General features: G+C 71.6%; 20 protein-coding genes and 3 tRNA genes. 8 read left to right on the top strand and 15 right to left on the bottom strand.

The genetic code is table 11. The features are described from left to right. The first annotated feature begins 135 nt into the window (after positions 1–135). Both E6R18_RS13250 and E6R18_RS13245 read left to right on the top strand, forming a co-directional pair. Positions 136–1,362 (top strand): pyridoxal phosphate-dependent aminotransferase, encoded by a 1,227-nt coding sequence (locus tag E6R18_RS13250; protein ID WP_168712341.1) that lies wholly within the window; start codon positions 136–138, stop codon positions 1,360–1,362. A gap of 121 nt (positions 1,363–1,483) precedes the next feature. After that, positions 1,484–2,506, top strand: a complete 1,023-nt coding sequence (locus E6R18_RS13245; protein ID WP_136317095.1) for an adenosine deaminase — start codon at positions 1,484–1,486, stop codon at positions 2,504–2,506. A gap of 21 nt (positions 2,507–2,527) precedes the next feature. Here the strand turns inward: E6R18_RS13245 and E6R18_RS13240 are convergent, their stop codons facing one another. Then, a complete protein-coding gene (locus E6R18_RS13240) occupies positions 2,528–3,127 on the bottom strand; it encodes a TetR family transcriptional regulator (RefSeq protein ID WP_136317094.1) in 600 nt (199 codons plus the stop codon). Positions 3,128–3,214: 87 nt separating this feature from the next. Here E6R18_RS13240 and E6R18_RS13235 point away from each other — a divergent pair, with 87 nt between their 5' ends. Continuing rightward, positions 3,215–3,850, top strand: a complete 636-nt coding sequence (locus E6R18_RS13235) for an NAD(P)H-binding protein (RefSeq protein ID WP_136317093.1) — start codon at positions 3,215–3,217, stop codon at positions 3,848–3,850. Positions 3,851–3,868: 18 nt separating this feature from the next. Here the strand turns inward: E6R18_RS13235 and E6R18_RS13230 are convergent, their stop codons facing one another. The 8 genes from E6R18_RS13230 to E6R18_RS13195 all read right to left on the bottom strand — a co-directional run bounded on the left by E6R18_RS13230 (position 3,869) and on the right by E6R18_RS13195 (position 8,641). After that, entirely contained in the window at positions 3,869–4,924 is a 1,056-nt protein-coding gene (locus E6R18_RS13230) for a UDP-N-acetylmuramate dehydrogenase (RefSeq protein ID WP_136317092.1), read from the bottom strand. Between the two features lie 71 nt (positions 4,925–4,995). Then, on the bottom strand, positions 4,996–6,450 hold the full coding sequence (locus tag E6R18_RS13225; protein ID WP_136317091.1) for an MFS transporter: 1,455 nt from the start codon (positions 6,448–6,450) through the stop codon (positions 4,996–4,998). A 77-nt stretch (positions 6,451–6,527) separates the two neighbouring features. Beyond that, positions 6,528–7,076, bottom strand: a complete 549-nt coding sequence (locus E6R18_RS13220) for a TetR/AcrR family transcriptional regulator (protein WP_136317158.1) — start codon at positions 7,074–7,076, stop codon at positions 6,528–6,530. A gap of 122 nt (positions 7,077–7,198) precedes the next feature. Continuing rightward, positions 7,199–7,627, bottom strand: a complete 429-nt coding sequence (locus E6R18_RS13215) for a MaoC family dehydratase (protein WP_136317090.1) — start codon at positions 7,625–7,627, stop codon at positions 7,199–7,201. Continuing rightward, positions 7,627–8,079, bottom strand: coding sequence for a MaoC family dehydratase N-terminal domain-containing protein (locus E6R18_RS13210; RefSeq protein ID WP_136317089.1), 453 nt, complete (start codon positions 8,077–8,079; stop codon positions 7,627–7,629). The genes E6R18_RS13215 and E6R18_RS13210 overlap by 1 nt, the downstream gene beginning before the upstream one ends. Before the next feature lie 118 nt (positions 8,080–8,197). Continuing rightward, positions 8,198–8,362, bottom strand: a complete 165-nt coding sequence (gene rpmG / locus E6R18_RS13205) for a 50S ribosomal protein L33 (RefSeq protein WP_003956487.1) — start codon at positions 8,360–8,362, stop codon at positions 8,198–8,200. A gap of 88 nt (positions 8,363–8,450) precedes the next feature. Further along, a tRNA-Met gene (locus E6R18_RS13200) sits at positions 8,451–8,523 on the bottom strand. 45 nt (positions 8,524–8,568) lie between these two features. Then, positions 8,569–8,641, bottom strand: a tRNA-Thr gene (locus tag E6R18_RS13195). A 214-nt stretch (positions 8,642–8,855) separates the two neighbouring features. Between E6R18_RS13195 and E6R18_RS13190 the strand changes: the two genes are divergently transcribed. Further along, positions 8,856–10,100, top strand: coding sequence for an amidohydrolase family protein (locus E6R18_RS13190; protein ID WP_136317088.1), 1,245 nt, complete (start codon positions 8,856–8,858; stop codon positions 10,098–10,100). A 34-nt stretch (positions 10,101–10,134) separates the two neighbouring features. Beyond that, entirely contained in the window at positions 10,135–10,791 is a 657-nt protein-coding gene (locus tag E6R18_RS13185) for an SDR family oxidoreductase (RefSeq protein ID WP_136317087.1), read from the top strand. A 68-nt stretch (positions 10,792–10,859) separates the two neighbouring features. Here E6R18_RS13185 and E6R18_RS13180 read toward each other — a convergent pair whose 3' ends face one another. Both E6R18_RS13180 and E6R18_RS13175 read right to left on the bottom strand, forming a co-directional pair. After that, the gene (locus E6R18_RS13180; protein ID WP_136317086.1) at positions 10,860–11,309 is read right to left on the bottom strand and encodes a DUF523 domain-containing protein; all 450 of its coding nucleotides are present in this window, start codon (positions 11,307–11,309) and stop codon (positions 10,860–10,862) included. A gap of 64 nt (positions 11,310–11,373) precedes the next feature. Next, positions 11,374–11,455 (bottom strand) — tRNA-Tyr (locus E6R18_RS13175). Between the two features lie 224 nt (positions 11,456–11,679). Here E6R18_RS13175 and E6R18_RS13170 point away from each other — a divergent pair. The 3 genes from E6R18_RS13170 (at position 11,680) to E6R18_RS13160 (ending at position 13,489) form a co-directional block, all read left to right on the top strand. Then, positions 11,680–12,168: a YajQ family cyclic di-GMP-binding protein gene (locus E6R18_RS13170; protein ID WP_136317085.1), complete on the top strand. Its 489-nt coding sequence runs from the start codon at positions 11,680–11,682 to the stop codon at positions 12,166–12,168. A gap of 146 nt (positions 12,169–12,314) precedes the next feature. Next, a complete protein-coding gene (locus E6R18_RS13165; RefSeq protein WP_136317084.1) occupies positions 12,315–12,821 on the top strand; it encodes a methylated-DNA--[protein]-cysteine S-methyltransferase in 507 nt (168 codons plus the stop codon). Next, complete coding sequence (locus tag E6R18_RS13160) at positions 12,821–13,489, top strand: alpha-ketoglutarate-dependent dioxygenase AlkB (protein ID WP_136317083.1); 669 nt, start codon at positions 12,821–12,823, stop codon at positions 13,487–13,489. Before E6R18_RS13165 ends, E6R18_RS13160 begins: the two co-directional genes overlap by 1 nt. A gap of 3 nt (positions 13,490–13,492) precedes the next feature. On the opposite strand, the gene E6R18_RS13155 is transcribed toward E6R18_RS13160, so the two are convergent. The 4 genes from E6R18_RS13155 to mscL form a co-directional block, all read right to left on the bottom strand. After that, on the bottom strand, positions 13,493–13,765 hold the full coding sequence (locus E6R18_RS13155) for a GlsB/YeaQ/YmgE family stress response membrane protein (RefSeq protein WP_136317082.1): 273 nt from the start codon (positions 13,763–13,765) through the stop codon (positions 13,493–13,495). A gap of 91 nt (positions 13,766–13,856) precedes the next feature. Continuing rightward, the gene (locus E6R18_RS13150; protein ID WP_136317081.1) at positions 13,857–14,249 is read right to left on the bottom strand and encodes a YccF domain-containing protein; all 393 of its coding nucleotides are present in this window, start codon (positions 14,247–14,249) and stop codon (positions 13,857–13,859) included. After that, a complete protein-coding gene (gene htpX / locus E6R18_RS13145) occupies positions 14,246–15,109 on the bottom strand; it encodes a zinc metalloprotease HtpX (RefSeq protein ID WP_136317080.1) in 864 nt (287 codons plus the stop codon). Before htpX ends, E6R18_RS13150 begins: the two co-directional genes overlap by 4 nt. A gap of 192 nt (positions 15,110–15,301) precedes the next feature. Next, positions 15,302–15,766, bottom strand: coding sequence for a large conductance mechanosensitive channel protein MscL (mscL, locus tag E6R18_RS13140; RefSeq protein WP_136317079.1), 465 nt, complete (start codon positions 15,764–15,766; stop codon positions 15,302–15,304). Positions 15,767–15,789 lie beyond the last annotated feature (23 nt).

Raw genomic sequence — 15,789 nt, 5'->3', positions numbered from 1 at the left:
CGTGCTCGGCGGCCCGGCGTCGAACAGACTGCTCCTGACCGCTCCACGCCTCTTCGTGTCCGGATGCTGTCCGAGTGCTGTCCGGTCCCTGAAACCCCTGTGCCGGCGCGGAAAACGGTCTGCGAGCATGGGGGCATGAGCGCTGCTACTTCTCCGTCCGAGAGCCGGGTCTCCGCCCGCATCGGTGCCATCTCCGAGTCCGCCACCCTCGCCGTCGACGCCAAGGCCAAGGCCCTCAAGGCCGCCGGCCGTCCGGTGATCGGCTTCGGTGCCGGCGAGCCCGACTTCCCGACCCCCGGCTACATCGTCGACGCCGCGGTCGAGGCGTGCCGCAACCCGAAGTACCACCGCTACACCCCGGCCGGCGGGCTCCCCGAGCTCAAGGCCGCCATCGCGGAGAAGACGCTGCGCGACTCCGGATACGAGGTCGACGCCTCCCAGATCCTGGTCACCAACGGCGGCAAGCAGGCCATCTACGAGGCATTCGCCGCGATCCTCGACCCGGGCGACGAGGTCATCGTGCCGGCGCCGTACTGGACCACCTACCCCGAGTCGATCCGCCTGGCCGGCGGCGTCCCGGTGGAGGTCGTGGCCGACGAGACCACCGGCTACCGGGTCTCCGTCGAGCAGCTGGAGGCGGCCCGTACCGAGCGTACGAAGGTCGTCCTGTTCGTGTCGCCGTCCAACCCGACCGGCGCGGTCTACAGCGAGGCGGACGCCGAGGCGATCGGCCGCTGGGCCGTCGAGCACGGCCTGTGGGTCATGACCGACGAGATCTACGAGCACCTGGTCTACGGGGACGCGAAGTTCACCTCGCTGCCCGCGATCGTGCCCGAGCTGCGCGACAAGTGCATCGTGGTCAACGGCGTCGCCAAGACGTACGCGATGACCGGCTGGCGCGTGGGGTGGATCATCGGCCCGAAGGACGTCGTGAAGGCCGCGACCAATCTCCAGTCGCACGCCACGTCCAACGTCGCCAACGTCTCCCAGGCCGCCGCACTGGCCGCCGTCTCGGGGGACCTGGAGGCGGTCGCCGAGATGCGCACCGCCTTCGACCGGCGCCGCAAGACCATCGTGCGGATGCTCAACGACATCGACGGCGTGTTCTGCCCGGAGCCCGAGGGCGCGTTCTACGCGTACCCCTCGGTGAAGGAGCTGCTCGGCAAGGAGATCCGCGGCAAGCGCCCGGCGACCTCGGTGGAGCTGGCGGCGCTGATCCTGGACGAGGCCGAGGTGGCGGTCGTCCCGGGCGAGGCATTCGGCACGCCGGGCTACCTGCGCCTGTCCTACGCGCTGGGCGACGACGACCTCACCGAGGGCGTCTCGCGCATCCAGAAGCTGCTGGGCGAGGCGAAGGCGTAGTCTCCGCCCCGATCCCGTGAGCGACCCCCGGCCCCGGCCGGGGGTCGCTTTCGCGTTCGAGGGGCAACTCGATGGGGAAAGCGGCTACCGCGACGCCCCGTCCGTGCGGCAGGATCTTGGAATGGAGCGTGATGTACGTCTGTTGCCCAAGGCCCACCTGCACCTGCACTTCACCGGGTCGATGCGGCCCACGACGCTGCTGGAGCTCGCCGACAAGTACGGCGTTCGGCTGCCCGAGGCCCTGACCGGAGGAGAGCCCCCCAAGCTGCGTGCGACGGACGAGCGCGGCTGGTTCCGTTTCCAGCGGCTGTACGACATCGCCCGGTCCTGCCTGCGGACCCCCGAGGACATCCAGCGTCTCGTGCACGAGTCCGCCCAGGAGGACGTGGCGGACGGTTCCGGCTGGCTGGAGATCCAGGTCGACCCCACCTCGTACGCGCCCCTGCTCGGCGGGCTGATTCCGGCGATCGAGATCATCCTGGACGCGGTGGACAGCGCCTCGCGCGCGACCGGGCTGCCGATCCGCGTGGTGATCGCGGCGAACCGGATGAAGCACCCGCTGGACGCCAGGACCCTCGCGCGGCTCGCCGTGCGGTACGCGGACCGGGGCGTCGTCGGTTTCGGGCTCTCCAACGACGAGCGGCGCGGCATGGCCCGTGACTTCGACCGGGCCTTCGCCATCGCCCGGGAGGGCGGTCTGCTGGCCGCCCCGCACGGGGGCGAACTGTCGGGCCCGGCCAGCGTCCGGGACTGCCTGGACGACCTCGACGCCTCCCGGGTCGGGCACGGCGTGCGGGCCGCCGAGGACCCCCGGCTGCTGCGAAGGCTGGCGGAGAGCGGGGTGACCTGCGAGGTGTGCCCGGCGTCGAATGTGGCGCTCGGTGTCTACGAGAAGCCGGCCGACGTGCCCCTGCGCACGCTCTTCGACGCCGGTGTGCCGATGGCGCTCGGCGCCGACGACCCGCTGCTCTTCGGCTCCCGGCTGGCCGCGCAGTACGACCTGGTGCGCCGCCACCACTCCTTCACCGACGAGGAGCTGGCCGAGCTGGCCCGCCAGTCGGTACGGGGCTCCTCGGCGCCCGGGCCGGTGCGCGCGGAGCTGCTGGCGGGCGTCGACGACTGGCTGGCGAAGCCCGCGGCCTGAGGCTCCGGAGCCCGGCCCCGGCTACTGGCCGAGGCCGCGCAGCAGGGTCCGGGCGAGGGACGCGGCGAAGGCGTCGAGCGACTGGGGCGGTTCGCCGGTCTCCGTGGCGTCGTAGGCGAAGGCCCGCTGGGCGCAGGCCCCCATCAGCAGGGAGGCGGCCGCGTAGGTGTCGGCGTCGGCCGGTACCCGGCCCGCGGTCTGTTCGGCCCGCAGATAGGTGGCCACGCCGCGGATGGGCAGGTGGGGCCCTGTGCCCAGCTCGCGCATGGCCGCGTCGTGGCGTTCCTTGAGCCTCGGTTCGGCGTACAGGGACGCGGCGATCGGGAAGCTCTGCTCGTAGAACAGGGCGGCCTGGCGGGCGATGGCGGTGAGGTTCTCCTCGACCGAGCGCTCTCCCGCGCCCGGGTCGGCGATGAGCTTGCGCAGGTCGACCTTGGGGAGCCGTTCCTGCAGGACGACCACGAAGAGCTCTTCCTTGCTGAGGAAGTGCTTGTAGAGCGCGGCCTCCGAGCAGCCGGCCGCCTTGGCGATCTCCTTGGTGGTGGTCCGGGCCAGGCCCTTGGTGTGCATGAGCTGGTGGGCGGCGTCGATGAGGCGGGCGCGGGCCGGCTTCTGCTCCATGTGCGCTCCAACGAGGCTTGACGGGTGGGTGAGTACCCACTCACTCTAGGGGTGAGTGAATACTTACCCACCCAGGAGGGGCATGCCATGAAGCTCACGGTGTTCGGTGCGACGGGCGGTATCGGGCAGGAGATCGTCCGCCAGGCGGTGGCGGCGGGGCACGAGGTGACGGCGGTGGTCCGCGATCCCGCACGGCTCGCGGTGCCCCTCTCGGACGTCACGGTGCACACCGCGGCCCGGATCGACGACCCGGAGGCGCTGCGCGAGGCGGTGGCGGGCCGCGACGCGGTCCTCTCCGGCCTCGGGTCCAGGGGCCGCAGGGCCGACGGGATCGCCGAGCGGCTGACCCGCGCCGTGCTGACGGCCATGGAGGCGGAGGGCACCCGGCGCCTGCTCGTGGTCAGCGCCGCCCCGGTCGCCCCGAAGCCCGCCGACGACCCGCTGCTCGACCGGTTGGTGCGCTCGGTGATCGGCGCGGTCCTCAAGGAGGTGTACGCGGATCTCACCGCGATGGAGGCGGCGTTGGCGGCCTCCGCCACCGACTGGACGTCGGTGCGCCCGCCGAAGCTGACGAACGGCCCGCTGACGGGCACCTACCGGACGGTCGTCGGCGGCAATCCGCGCAGCGGCCGGTCCATCTCCCGGGCCGACGTGGCGCACGCGATGCTGGCGCTGACCGACGACCCGGCGACGGTGAAGCAGGGCGTCGGCGTGGCGTACTGAGCGCCGCGCCCGCAGCCCCTACAGGCTCACGCCCACGGTCACCGGTTCGTTGACGAGGGTGACGCCGAAGGCCGCGTGGACCCCGGCGACGACCTCACGGGCCAGGGCCAGCAGGTCTTCGGTGGTGGCCGCGCCCCGGTTGGTGAGGGCGAGCGTGTGCTTGGTGGAGATACGGGCGGGCCCGGTGCCGTAGCCCTTGGTGAAGCCGGCCCGGTCGATGAGCCAGGCCGCGGAGGTCTTGGTGCGGCCCTCGCCGGCCGGGAAGGCGGGGGGCGTCACGCCGGGGCCGAGCCGGTCCGCGACCCGGGCCAGGAAGGCGTCGAACTCGGCCTGGTCCAGGATCGGGTTGGTGAAGAAGGACCCGGCCGACCAGGTGTCGTGGTCCTCGGGGTCGAGCACCATGCCCTTGCCGGCGCGCAGCCGCAGCACGGTTTCGCGGGCGGCGGCCGCGGGAACGCGTTCGCCCTCCTCGACGCCCATGGCACGCGCGGTTTCGGGGTACTTCAGCGGCGCGGACAGGCCGCCGGACTCCTCCAGGCCGAAGCGGACGCGCAGCACCGCGTACCGGTCGGGTTCGGCTTTGAAGCGGCTGTGCCGGTAGGAGAACGCGCACTCGGAGTTCGGGAGGGTGACGGTCTCGCGGGTCCGCCGGTCGTAGGCGACGACCTCCGTGATGGTGGACGACACCTCCTGCCCGTACGCGCCGACGTTCTGGATGGGGGTGGCGCCGGCCGAGCCGGGGATTCCGGCCAGGCATTCGAGGCCCGCGAGGCCGGCGTCCACGGTGCGGGCGACGGCGTCGGTCCAGGTCTCGCCCGCGGCCAGTTCGAGGGAGGCGCCGTCGAGCACGAAGCCCTTGGTGGCGATGCGCAGGGCGGTGCCCTCGAAGCCCTTGTCCCCGATGACCAGGTTGCTGCCGCCACCGATGATCAGGAGCGGGGTGCCGCTGTCGTCGGCCTCCCGCACGGCCTCGACCACCTCGGCGTCCGTCGTGGCGGTCAGGAGGCGGGTGGCGGGGCCGCCGAGCCGGAAGGTGGTCAGGGGGGCGAGGGGCGCGTCGTGGAGTTCCTGCACGGGGACAAGAGTACGGTCCGTGGCCCCGCCGCTCGGGCGGGGCCACGGACCGTACCGGGTGTGTGGCCGGCTCAGGCGGGTACGGAGACCGGCTCCTCGGCCGGCTCCGGGGCCCGCACCGTCTCCGTGGCCGGTTCGGGCGTCCCGGCGGCGCGGCGGCCCGGGATCATCAGGGCGACGAGCGCGGCCAGGGCGACCACTGCGGAGCCGATCCAGACCGCCGGGACCGTCCCGTCGGTGAAGGACTGCGCGGAGCCGATGCCGCCCTGCGAGGAGAAGACGGTGGCGAGCACGGCGACCCCGAGGGCGCCGCCGACCTCGCGCAGGGCGTTGTTGGCGCCGGAGGCGATGCCCTGTTCGCCGGGGCGGACGCTGGACATGACCAGGCTGGCGGCGGGGGCGAAGTACAGGGCCATGCCGATGCCGCCGGTGATCAGTCCGGGCAGCTGCGAGACGTAGGAGGCGTCCGGGGCGATGGCCATGGCGAACAGGCCGAGGCCGGCCGCCTGGAGGGCGAGACCCGTCACGACCACCGGGCGGCCGCCGAACCGGTCGGAGAGCATTCCGGCGACGGGCGCCACGAGCATCGGCATCCCGGTCCAGGGCAGCATCCGCAGTCCGGCCTCGGTGGGCGAGTAGCCCAGGACCCCCTGGAGGTACTGGCTGAGCAGGAAGATCGAGCCGAACATCCCGAGGTACATCAGCATGCTGGAGACGTTGATCCCGAAGAAGCCGCGGTCGCGGAAGAGGCGCATGGGCAGCATCGGCTTCTTGGCGCGGAAGCCGTGGTGGATGAAGCCGCCGATCAGCGCGGTGCCGGCGATGAGGGAGGTCAGGACCGTGGGGCTGGTCCAGCCGTCGGAGTTGGCGTTGACGAGGCCGTAGACGACGCCGAAGAGTCCGCCGCTGACCAGAAGGGTGCCGGGGATGTCGAGCCGGGCGCCGGGGGCGTAGGACTCCGCCAGGCGGAAGCGGGCGAGCGGCAGCAGGAGCAGGCCGATCGGCACGTTGAGCCAGAAGATCCACTGCCAGGAGATGTGCTCGGTGAGGCTGCCGCCGATCAGCGGTCCGCTGGCCACGGCGAGGCCGGTCGCGGCGCTGAAGATGCCCAGCGCCATGCCCCGGCGGGCGGGTTCCACGGCGGCCGTGAGCAGGGTGAGCGTGAGCGGCATCATGATCGCGGCGCCGACGCCCTGGACCGCGCGGAAGGCGATGAGTTCGTTGATCCCGGGCGAGAGGGCGGCCGCGGCTGACGCGCCGGTGAAGACGGTGAGTCCGGCGAGGAAGAGCCGGCGGCGGCCGAAGCGGTCACCGAGGGCGGCACCGAACATCAGCAGGACCGCGAAGGTGAGCGTGTAGGCGTTGACCGTCCACTCCAGCTCCTCCATCTCTCCGCCGAGGCTTTCGCGGATGGACGGCAGGGCGGTGGTGACGACGAGGTTGTCGAGGGCCGCCATGAATCCGGCGACGCTGGTGATGACGAGGGCCCAGGCCGCTCCCGCGCGGCCTGTCGTGTGCTGGTTCACTGCTCCCCCTGGAGGGTTAGTTATTCATTACTAACTTCTTCGGGCAGAAAACCGGGCCGAACCCGGGTCGCACTGTTTCAGGTGACCGGCCGGGCCGAGGCGTAGAAACCGGACCACATCCGGTGACCGGCCGGGAAGCCGAGCGCAGTCAGGGTGTTGGCGAGCATGCCGTACGCGAGGAAGGTGGTGGCCTCGTCCACATCGGCGCCGAGCGCGAGGTTGACCGAGTCGAAGAGATCCACCCAGCCGGCCCGCACCGACTCGCCGAACCCACGGTCGCCGGCCGCCTCCGCGGCGGCGACGGCCGCGTACACCTGCATCTGCATCAGCAGCTTGTCGGGGTCGTCGGCGATCAGCCGCTGGTAGGCCCTCGCCATGGAGTGGAGCGCCTCTTCGCCCTCCAGCCCCTCGGCCGCCTCCGCGAAGACCTTCCGGGTCTCCGCGAAGCAGCGCTCGGAGGCCGCGAGGAACATCGCCTCCTTGTTGGGGAAGAGGCGGAAGAGGTACGGCTGCGAGACACCCACGCGCTTGGCGATCGCCTCGGTGGACGTGGCGCTGTACCCACCGCGGGCGAACTCGGTGATCGCCGCCCGGATGACGCTCTCGCGTCGCTCATCTGCACTCATCCTTGCCATGCCGATAAGTTAGTACTCAATCACTAACTTAGTCAAGCGGGCCGGCGAACCTGGATTCGAGTAAGGGGCACGGCCCCATGGACCGTGCCCCTTACATCGCCACTCTCGTGGTCTCAGGCGAGCTGCACCACGGCCCGGGACATGCCCAGCACCTTCTTGCCGTCGCTCATGACCGTCAGGTCGACGCGCACCCGCCGGCCGTCCAGCAGGGCGCCCACCTTGCCGCTGACCTCGATCAGCGCGCCCTTGTCGTCGTCCGGCACCACGACGGGCTTGGTGAACCGCACGCCGTACTCGACGACCGAGCCCGGGTCGCCGGCCCAGTCCGTGACCACCCGGGCCGCCTCCGCCATCGTGAACATGCCGTGCGCGATCACATCGGGCAGCCCGACCTCGCGCGCGAAGCGCTCGTTCCAGTGGATCGGGTTGAAGTCGCCCGAGGCGCCCGCGTACTGCACGAGCGTGGCCCGGGTCACCGGGAAGGACCGCGCCGGCAGCTCCGTGCCGACCTCGACCGTCTCGTAACTCACCTTCGCCGTCATCACACCTCCTCGGCGGCGCGCGCCACCAGCTTCGTCCACGCGGTCACGACGTGCTCACCGGACTCGTCGTGGACCTCGCCGCGGACGTCCAGGATGTCGTTGCCCGCCATGGACTTCACGGCCTCGATCGTCGAGGTGACCGTCAGCCGGTCCCCCGCGCGCACCGGCCGCGTGTAGGCGAACTTCTGGTCCCCGTGCACCACCCGGCTGTAGTCCAGGCCCAGCTGCGGGTCCTCGATGACCTGGCCGGCGGCCTTGAAGGTGATCGAGAACACAAAGGTCGGCGGCGCGATCACATCGCTGTGGCCGAGTGCCTCGGCGGCCTCGGGGTCGGTGTACGCGGGGTGGGCGTCGCCCACGGCCTCGGCGAACTCGCGGATCTTCTCCCGTCCGACCTCGTACGGCGCGGTGGGCGGGTAGGTCCGCCCCACGAAGGACTGGTCGAGCGCCATGAGCTCGCAACCTCCTGATGAAAGACGACTGGGCCGACGTGCAGCCCCATTCAAAGCCACACCCGCACAACGACACGAGGCCGCCCCCAGAGGGGACGGCCTCGTGTACGAGCCTGTTTCAGCGCGTTTCGCGGTGCGCGGTGTGCGAGTTGCAGCGCGGGCAGTGCTTCTTCATCTCAAGACGGTCCGGGTTGTTACGCCGGTTCTTCTTGGTGATGTAGTTCCGCTCCTTGCACTCCACGCAGGCCAGCGTGATCTTCGGGCGGACGTCGGTGGCAGCCACGTGAGTGCTCCTTGGACGGACGATGGACGGATGAACGCAAAAAAGAGTAGCCGATCGAAGGACCGACCCCACAATCGGCTACTGTTAGTAGCGGTGACCGGACTTGAACCGGTGACACAGCGATTATGAGCCGCTTGCTCTACCGACTGAGCTACACCGCTTTGATGACGAGTCCCCCCGCCGAAGCGGGGTTTCCCGATCACCAGAGCCCCAATGCGGAATCGAACCGCAGACCTTCTCCTTACCATGGAGACGCTCTACCGACTGAGCTATTGGGGCGAGCGATGAAGACATTACACGCTCGGTCGCCGATCGCCCAAATCCGTTTCGCAGCCCCGGGCCGACCCCGCCCCGTACCCCGCTCCGGCCGTTCGTACGCCGCTGATCAGCAAGGCCGCACCGGTACGACTATTGCGCTCCTCCGCGAACGGGGCCGGGCGCGCGCCTAGGCTCTATTCACTCTGCGTGATCTTGCCCGCTTCCCAGGAGCCCGATGCCCGACAGCCGGCCGCGGCAGCCCGACGACCACGCGGCCGACGCCGCCGGCTCCCCGCTGACGCTCTGCGGCGCCCGTCTCGCCGACGGCCGCGTCGTGGACGTACGGCTCTGCGGCGGCCGCATCGAGGCCGTCGGCACCGCCGGCAGCCTCTCCTCCCCCGGCGCCCGGCTGGACCTGCGCGGCCACCTGCTGCTCCCCGCCCCCGCCGAACCCCACGCCCACAGCGACACCGCCCTCACGGCCGGCGGCACCGGCCCCGCCTCCCAGCACCCCGACGCCATCCAGCGGCGCGCCACCGAGGCCGCGCTGCTCCAGCTCGGCCACGGCGCGACGGCCCTGCGCTCGCACGTACGGATCGGCGGCATACAGGGCCTGGCGGCGCTCGAAGCCGTCCTCCAGGCCCGGCGCTCCCTGCGGGGCCTCGTCGACCTGGCCCCGGTCGCCGTGCCCCGGCTGCTCACCGGCGTCGCCGGCGCGGGCGATCTGGCCATGCTCCGCGACGCGGTGAAGATGGGCGCCGGCGCGGTCGGCGGCTGCCCGGACCTCGATCCGGACCCGACCGGGTACGCGGAAGCAGTCCTGGAGGTGGCCGCCGAACACGGCTGCCCCGTCGATCTGCACACGGACGGCGACGACCCCGTCCGGCTCGCCCGGCTCGCCGCGATGGCGGGCGGCATGCGCCAGAAGGTCACCCTCGGCCCCTGCGCCGGCCTCGCCCGCCTCCCCGGCGGCGCGGCCGCCCGCGCCGCCGCTCAGCTGGCCACCGCCGGGGTGGGCGTGACCTGCCTCCCGCAGGGCGGCTGCTGCGGCACGGAGGGTCGGGGCACCGCCCCCGTACGGCTGCTGCGCGAGGCCGGGGTGCGGGTCGCGGCGGGGAGCGGGGCGCTGCGCGACCCGGCCAATCCGGTGGGGCGCGGCGACCCGCTGGAGGCCGCCTTCCTGCTGGCCTCGCAGAGCGGGCTGCGCCCCGAGGACGCCTACGCGGCGGTCTCCGCCGACGCCAGGCGTGTGATGGGGCTCCCCGAGGTCCGCGTCGAGGCGGGCTTCCCCGCCGAGCTGCTCGCCGTACGCGGGGAAGGGCTCGCCGGGGCGCTGTCGCTGGCGTACAGCCGGATCGTGGTGCACCGGGGCCGGGTCGTGGCCCGGACCAGCGCGGTGCGCGAGTACTGCGACTCGGAGGCGGACGGCGGGCCCGGGCTGCCGCGCCAGGGACGGCCGGAATCGACCGGCGGGCCGTGAGCGGGGCGGCGCGCTCCGGCGTACCGTCGATTCCATGCGCATTGTCATCGCAGGTGGACATGGTCAGATCGCGCTGCGGCTGGAGCGGCTGCTCGCTGCACGCGGGGATGAGGCGGCCGGCATCATCCGCAAGCCCGGACAGGCCGAGGACCTCCGGGCGGCGGGCGCCGAGCCGGTGGTGCTGGATCTGGAATCGGCCACGGTGGAGGAGGCCGCCGAGGTGCTGCGGGGCGCCGACGCGGCGGTCTTCGCGGCCGGCGCGGGCCCGAACAGCGGCACGGAGCGCAAGGACACCGTGGACCGGGGCGCGGCCGTGCTGTTCGCGGACGCGGCGGAGCGGGCGGGGGTGCGGCGCTACGTCGTGGTCTCGTCCATGGGCGCGGACCCGGACCACCCCGGCGACGAGGTGTTCGACGTCTACCTCCGGGCCAAGGGCGCGGCGGACGCGGACGTACGGGCCAGGTCCGGGCTCGACTGGACGATCCTCAGGCCCGGCATGCTCACCAATGACGCGGGCACCGGGCAGGTCCTGCTCGCCGCGTCGACGGGCCGGGGCCCGGTGCCGCGCGACGACGTGGCGGCGGTGCTCATGGAGCTGCTGGACACACCGGCCACGGCGGGGCTGACCCTCGAACTGATCTCGGGCAACGTGCCGCTGACGGTCGCGGTGAAGGACGTCGCCGGGAACTGACCGGGCACGCGGACCGGCCGGGGCGGCGCTCCGGCCGGTCCGCCGCGTTCAGCCGCGTTCAGCCGCGTTCACCCGCGGGGCGCCGGACGCACGGTGATGCCGTGCCGCTCCAGCAGGGCAGCGGTGACTCCGTCCCCGGGCCGCAGCTCGCCGGTGAACGTACCGTCATGAATCGCGCCCCGCCCGCAGGAAGGGCTGCGGGGCATGAGCAGCGCCTCGGTGCAGCCGGTCCGCCGCGCCGCCTCCAGCGCCCGCCGGGCACCGTCCACGAACGCCTCGGTCACGTCGTGCCCGGTGTCGTCCAGGACGCGGGCCCGGCCGTCCAGCACGTCGCGCCCGTCGCCGCCGACGATCTCGGCGGGGCGGCGGGGCGTGGGCAGGCCGGCGGCGGTCTCGGGGCAGAAGGCGACAGCCCTGCGGTCGCCGATCGCAACGGCCACCGGCTCCGATTCCTTGCTCCGGCCGTCGAAGCGGCAGGGCACGCCCCGCAGGCAGGCACTGACGAGTACGGAATCCACGCTCACCCTTCTTCTCACCGGACAACAGAGAAGGCCCCCGTCCGGAGACAGGGGCCTTGCTTTGTGGCGGCGCCAGGGTTCGAACCTGGGTAGGCTGAGCCGGCAGATTTACAGTCTGCTCCCTTTGGCCACTCGGGCACACCGCCAAGGGATGCTGCCGTGGGACCCGCTTTGCGGCGGTGCTCCGTGGCAACGACGTAAACGATACCTGATGACCGGGGGTGCTACGCCACCGGATTGACCAGCGGCCCCGGCGGGCGCGGGTGGCTAGGCTTTGCCGGGTGGCAGGGGCCCCGCACTTCCCGGAGGCCCTGCGGCCGCTTCGTACGCACATCCTTTCCAGCACCCCCGATCCAAGGAGCCACACGTCATGGCCGACTCCAGTTTCGACATCGTCTCGAAGGTCGAGCGGCAGGAGGTCGACAACGCCCTCAACCAGGCCGCCAAGGAGATTTCCCAGCGCTACGACTTCAAGGGCACGGATGCCTCGATCGCCTGGTCCGGCGAGAAGATCCTGATGCAGGCGAACGGCGAGGAGCGGGTCAAGGCCATCCTCGACATCTTCCAGTCCAAGCTGATCAAGCGCGGCATCTCGCTGAAGTCGCTGGACGCCGGTGAGCCGCAGCTGTCCGGCAAGGAGTACAAGCTCTTCGCCTCGATCGAGGAGGGCATCTCCCAGGAGAACGCCAAGAAGGTCGCGAAGATCGTCCGCGACGAGGGCCCGAAGGGCGTCAAGGCGCAGGTCCAGGGCGACGAGCTGCGGGTCACCTCGAAGAGCCGGGACGACCTCCAGGCCGTTCAGGCGCTGCTGAAGGCGCAGGACTTCGACTTCGACGTGCAGTTCACGAACTACCGGTAGGACGCCGTGGTCCGGGTGCGGAAGCTCTCGTTCCGCGCCCGGACTGCATGTCCGAATACCGCCGGTCGCGGCGGTTCGGGCGCAGCAGACTGGTCCGTGACGGCCGGCGTTCCGGCCGGCCGTACGGACGAGGAGAGGGACGAGTCATGACCATGTACGCGACGGTCGACAGCCCGCTGGGTGAACTGCTGCTGGTCGGGGAAGAGGCCCCGGGGGCGACGGGCATCGCGCTCGTCTCGCTCTCCCTGCCCGGCCAGAAGGGCGCGGCGGTCGTCCAGGACGGGTGGGGGTACGCGCCCTCGGCGTTCGCGCCGGTCGCCGCCCAGTTGCGGGAGTACTTCGAGGGGCGCAGGACGCGCTTCGACCTGGTGTACGCCGAGGGCCGGGGCACCGGCTTCCAGCGCCGGGTCTGGTCCGCGCTGGACGCCGTCCCGTACGGGGAGACGGTGTCCTACGGGCAGATCGCCGAGCGGGTCGGCGCGAGCGGGGCCGGGGTGCGGGCCGTGGGTACGGCGATCGGGCGCAATCCGCTGCTGGTCGTGCGGCCGTGCCATCGGGTGATCGGTGCGGACGGGGCGCTGCGCGGGTACGCGGGCGGGCTGGAGAGCAAGGAGCGGCTTCTGGGGCTTGAGGGCGCCCTGGCCGCGCGCTGATGGAGGGGCTGTTCCCGAGGCCGCGTGCGGTGGTCGCGCCGGGGGCGGTGCATGTGCCGGACTGGCTGTCGCCCGAGCGGCAGCGGCAGTTGGTGGTGGCGTGCCGCCAGTGGGCGCGGGGGCCGGTTCCGTTGCGGCACACGGCGTTGCCGGGCGGCGGGGTGATGTCGGTGCGGACGGTGTGCCTGGGCTGGCACTGGCAGCCGTACCGCTATGCGCGTACGGCGGACGATGTGAACGGCGCGCGGGTCGCCCCGTTCCCGGGCTGGCTCGCGGAGCTGGGGCGGGAGGCGGTGGCGGAGGCGTACGGGCCGGGGAGTCCCGCTGCGGCGTACGAGCCGGATGCCGCGCTGGTCAACTTCTACGACGGCACGGCCCGGATGGGCATGCACCAGGACAACGAGGAGCGGTCCGGGGCGCCCGTGGTGTCGTTCAGCATCGGCGACACGTGTGTCTTCCGCTTCGGCAACACGGAGGGCCGGGGGCGGCCGTACACGGACGTGGAGCTGGCCTCCGGGGACCTGTTCGTGTTCGGCGGGCCTTCGCGGCGCGCGTTCCACGGGGTGCCGTCGGTCCGGCCGGGCACCGCCCCTCCCGGTACGGGGATGAGCGGTGGCCGGCTCAATGTGACGTTGCGTGAGACGGGGTTGGGGCGGCCTTCGGAGTAGTCGTCAGCGGCGTTGTCGGGAGTTGCCGAAGAGCAGCCGGTAGGCGATCAGCAGGACCAGTGAGCCGCCGATGGCCGCTATCCAGGTCGCGGGGTCGAAGAAGTCCTTGGAGATCTCGCGGTCCAGGAAGCGCGACGAGATCCAGCCACCGAGGAAGGCGCCGACGATCCCTATGAGGGTGGTGCCCAGCACGCCGCCGGGGTCCCGCCCCGGGAGCAGGACTTTGGCGATGACGCCGGCGACAAGCCCAAGGATGATCCAGCCGATAATGGTCATGCGTGCGAACCTACCCGTCACTCGGTCTTGGAAGCCAAGACGCCCAGGACGGGCGGGCGGTTGCGCGGCGGGCCTGTCGGCCCTGTGGTGGTTACCAGCCGGCGAACTGCTCGTCGGTGCGGACGATCTCCCTGCCGAAGGGCATCAGGGACACCGGGATGAGCTTGAAGTTGGCGATGCCCAGGGGGATGCCGATGATCGTGATGCACAGGGCGATGCCGGTGGTGATGTGACCGAGCGCCAGCCACCAGCCGGCGAGAACCAGCCAGAGCACGTTGCCGACGCACGAGGGGCCGCCCGCGTCCTTGCGGTCGACGACCCGGTACCCGAAGGGCCACAGGGCGTAGACGCCGATGCGGAAGGCGGCCAGGCCGAACGGGATGCCGATGATCGTGATGCAGAGCAGGAGTCCCGCGAGCAGGTAGCCGAGGAACATCCAGAAGCCGCACAGGACCAGCCAGATGACGTTCAGAATGGTTTTCACGGGCGAGGACCTGCCATCTGCTCGAGTCGGGCGATGCGCTCCGCCATCGGCGGGTGGGTCGAGAACATCTTGGACAGCCCCTGTCCGGCGCGGAACGGATTCGCGATCATCATGTGGCTCGCGGTCTCGATCCTCGGCTCCGGGGGCAGCGGGAGCTGCTGGGTGCCGGTCTCCAGCTTCCGCAGGGCGCCGGCCAGGGCCAGCGGGTCGCCGGTCAGCCGGGCGCCCGCGGCATCCGCCTCGTACTCCCGGGAACGGCTGACGGCCAATTGGATCACGGATGCGGCGAGCGGGCCAAGGATCGTGATCAGCAGCATGCCGAGGAGGCCGGGGCCCTCGTCGTCGTTTGAGCGGCCGACCGGGATCAGCCAGGCGAAGTTGACCAGGAACATCACGACGGAGGCCAGCGCGCCGGCGACGGACGAGATGAGGATGTCGCGGTTGTAGACATGGCTGAGCTCGTGGCCCAGGACGCCGCGCAGCTCCCGCTCGTCGAGGAGCTGGAGGATGCCCTCGGTGCAGCAGACCGCCGCGTTGCGCGGGTTGCGGCCGGTCGCGAAGGCGTTGGGTGCCTGGGTCGGGGAGATGTAGAGCCGGGGCATGGGACGGCGGGCCGAGGTGGAGAGCTCGCGGACGATGCGGTAGAGCTGGGGCGCCTCGAACTCGCTCACCGGGCGGGCCCGCATGGCCCGCAGCGCCAGCTTGTCGCTGTTCCAGTACGCGTAGGCGTTGGTGCCGACGGCTACCAGGAGCGCGACGATCAGTCCCGTACGGCCGAAGAAGCCGCCGATGACGATGATGAGTGCGGACAGGCCCCCGAGGAGTACGGCGGTTTTCAGCCCGTTGTGCCGGCGGTGCACGCTACGCCCTCCAAATCGTGCAGCAGGGGAGCCCTTGCTGGGTGGGGCTCCACCCCCAGTGGAGCCTCCCGTACTGGTCAACGCGAGGCGAGGGAAGCTAGTTCCCTTGTGCGCGGGGGCGGGCGGCCCCGCCCGTCCCCGCATGCGGGCGTCGGGGGCGTGCTGGTCCGTACGGGTGGGGGCGCCGCGTGCTCAGCGCTGGGCGGGGAGCTTCGCGAGCTCCACGACCTGCGGGTCGGGCTCGACCTCGCTGGTGCAGTGGGCACAGCGGGAGGCGATGGCCGGGATCTCGGTGTAGCAGCGGGGGCAGTCGCGCAGGGCGGCCTTGATGTCGACCGCTTCCTGGTGCTTCTTGGCCATGAAGCGGTCCTGGACCTTGGACATCGGCATGACGACACCGAAGTAGAGGACCGAGGCGGTGATGAGGAAGGCGATCGCGGCGCTGATGAAGAGGCCGTAGGGGAACGTCACCCCGTCGAACTTGAACTCGGCCTTGCTGAAGTCGCCGGTGCCGCGGGTGATGATGCCGATCATCGGGACGATGAAGGCGTTGCTGAATCCGGTGACGACCGCGGTGAACGCGGCTCCGACGGCGAGACCGACCGCCATGGAGATGACGTTCCCGCGCAGGATGAAGTCCTTGAACCCGCTCAGCACTGCTCTGGCTCCTCTGTGGTGAT

This window comes from Streptomyces sp. A1277, assembly GCF_004795015.1.
Classification (GTDB): domain Bacteria; phylum Actinomycetota; class Actinomycetes; order Streptomycetales; family Streptomycetaceae; genus Streptomyces.
The sequence above is the reverse complement of the archived record's forward strand: the minus strand, read 5'-3'. Positions and strand labels throughout refer to the sequence as shown.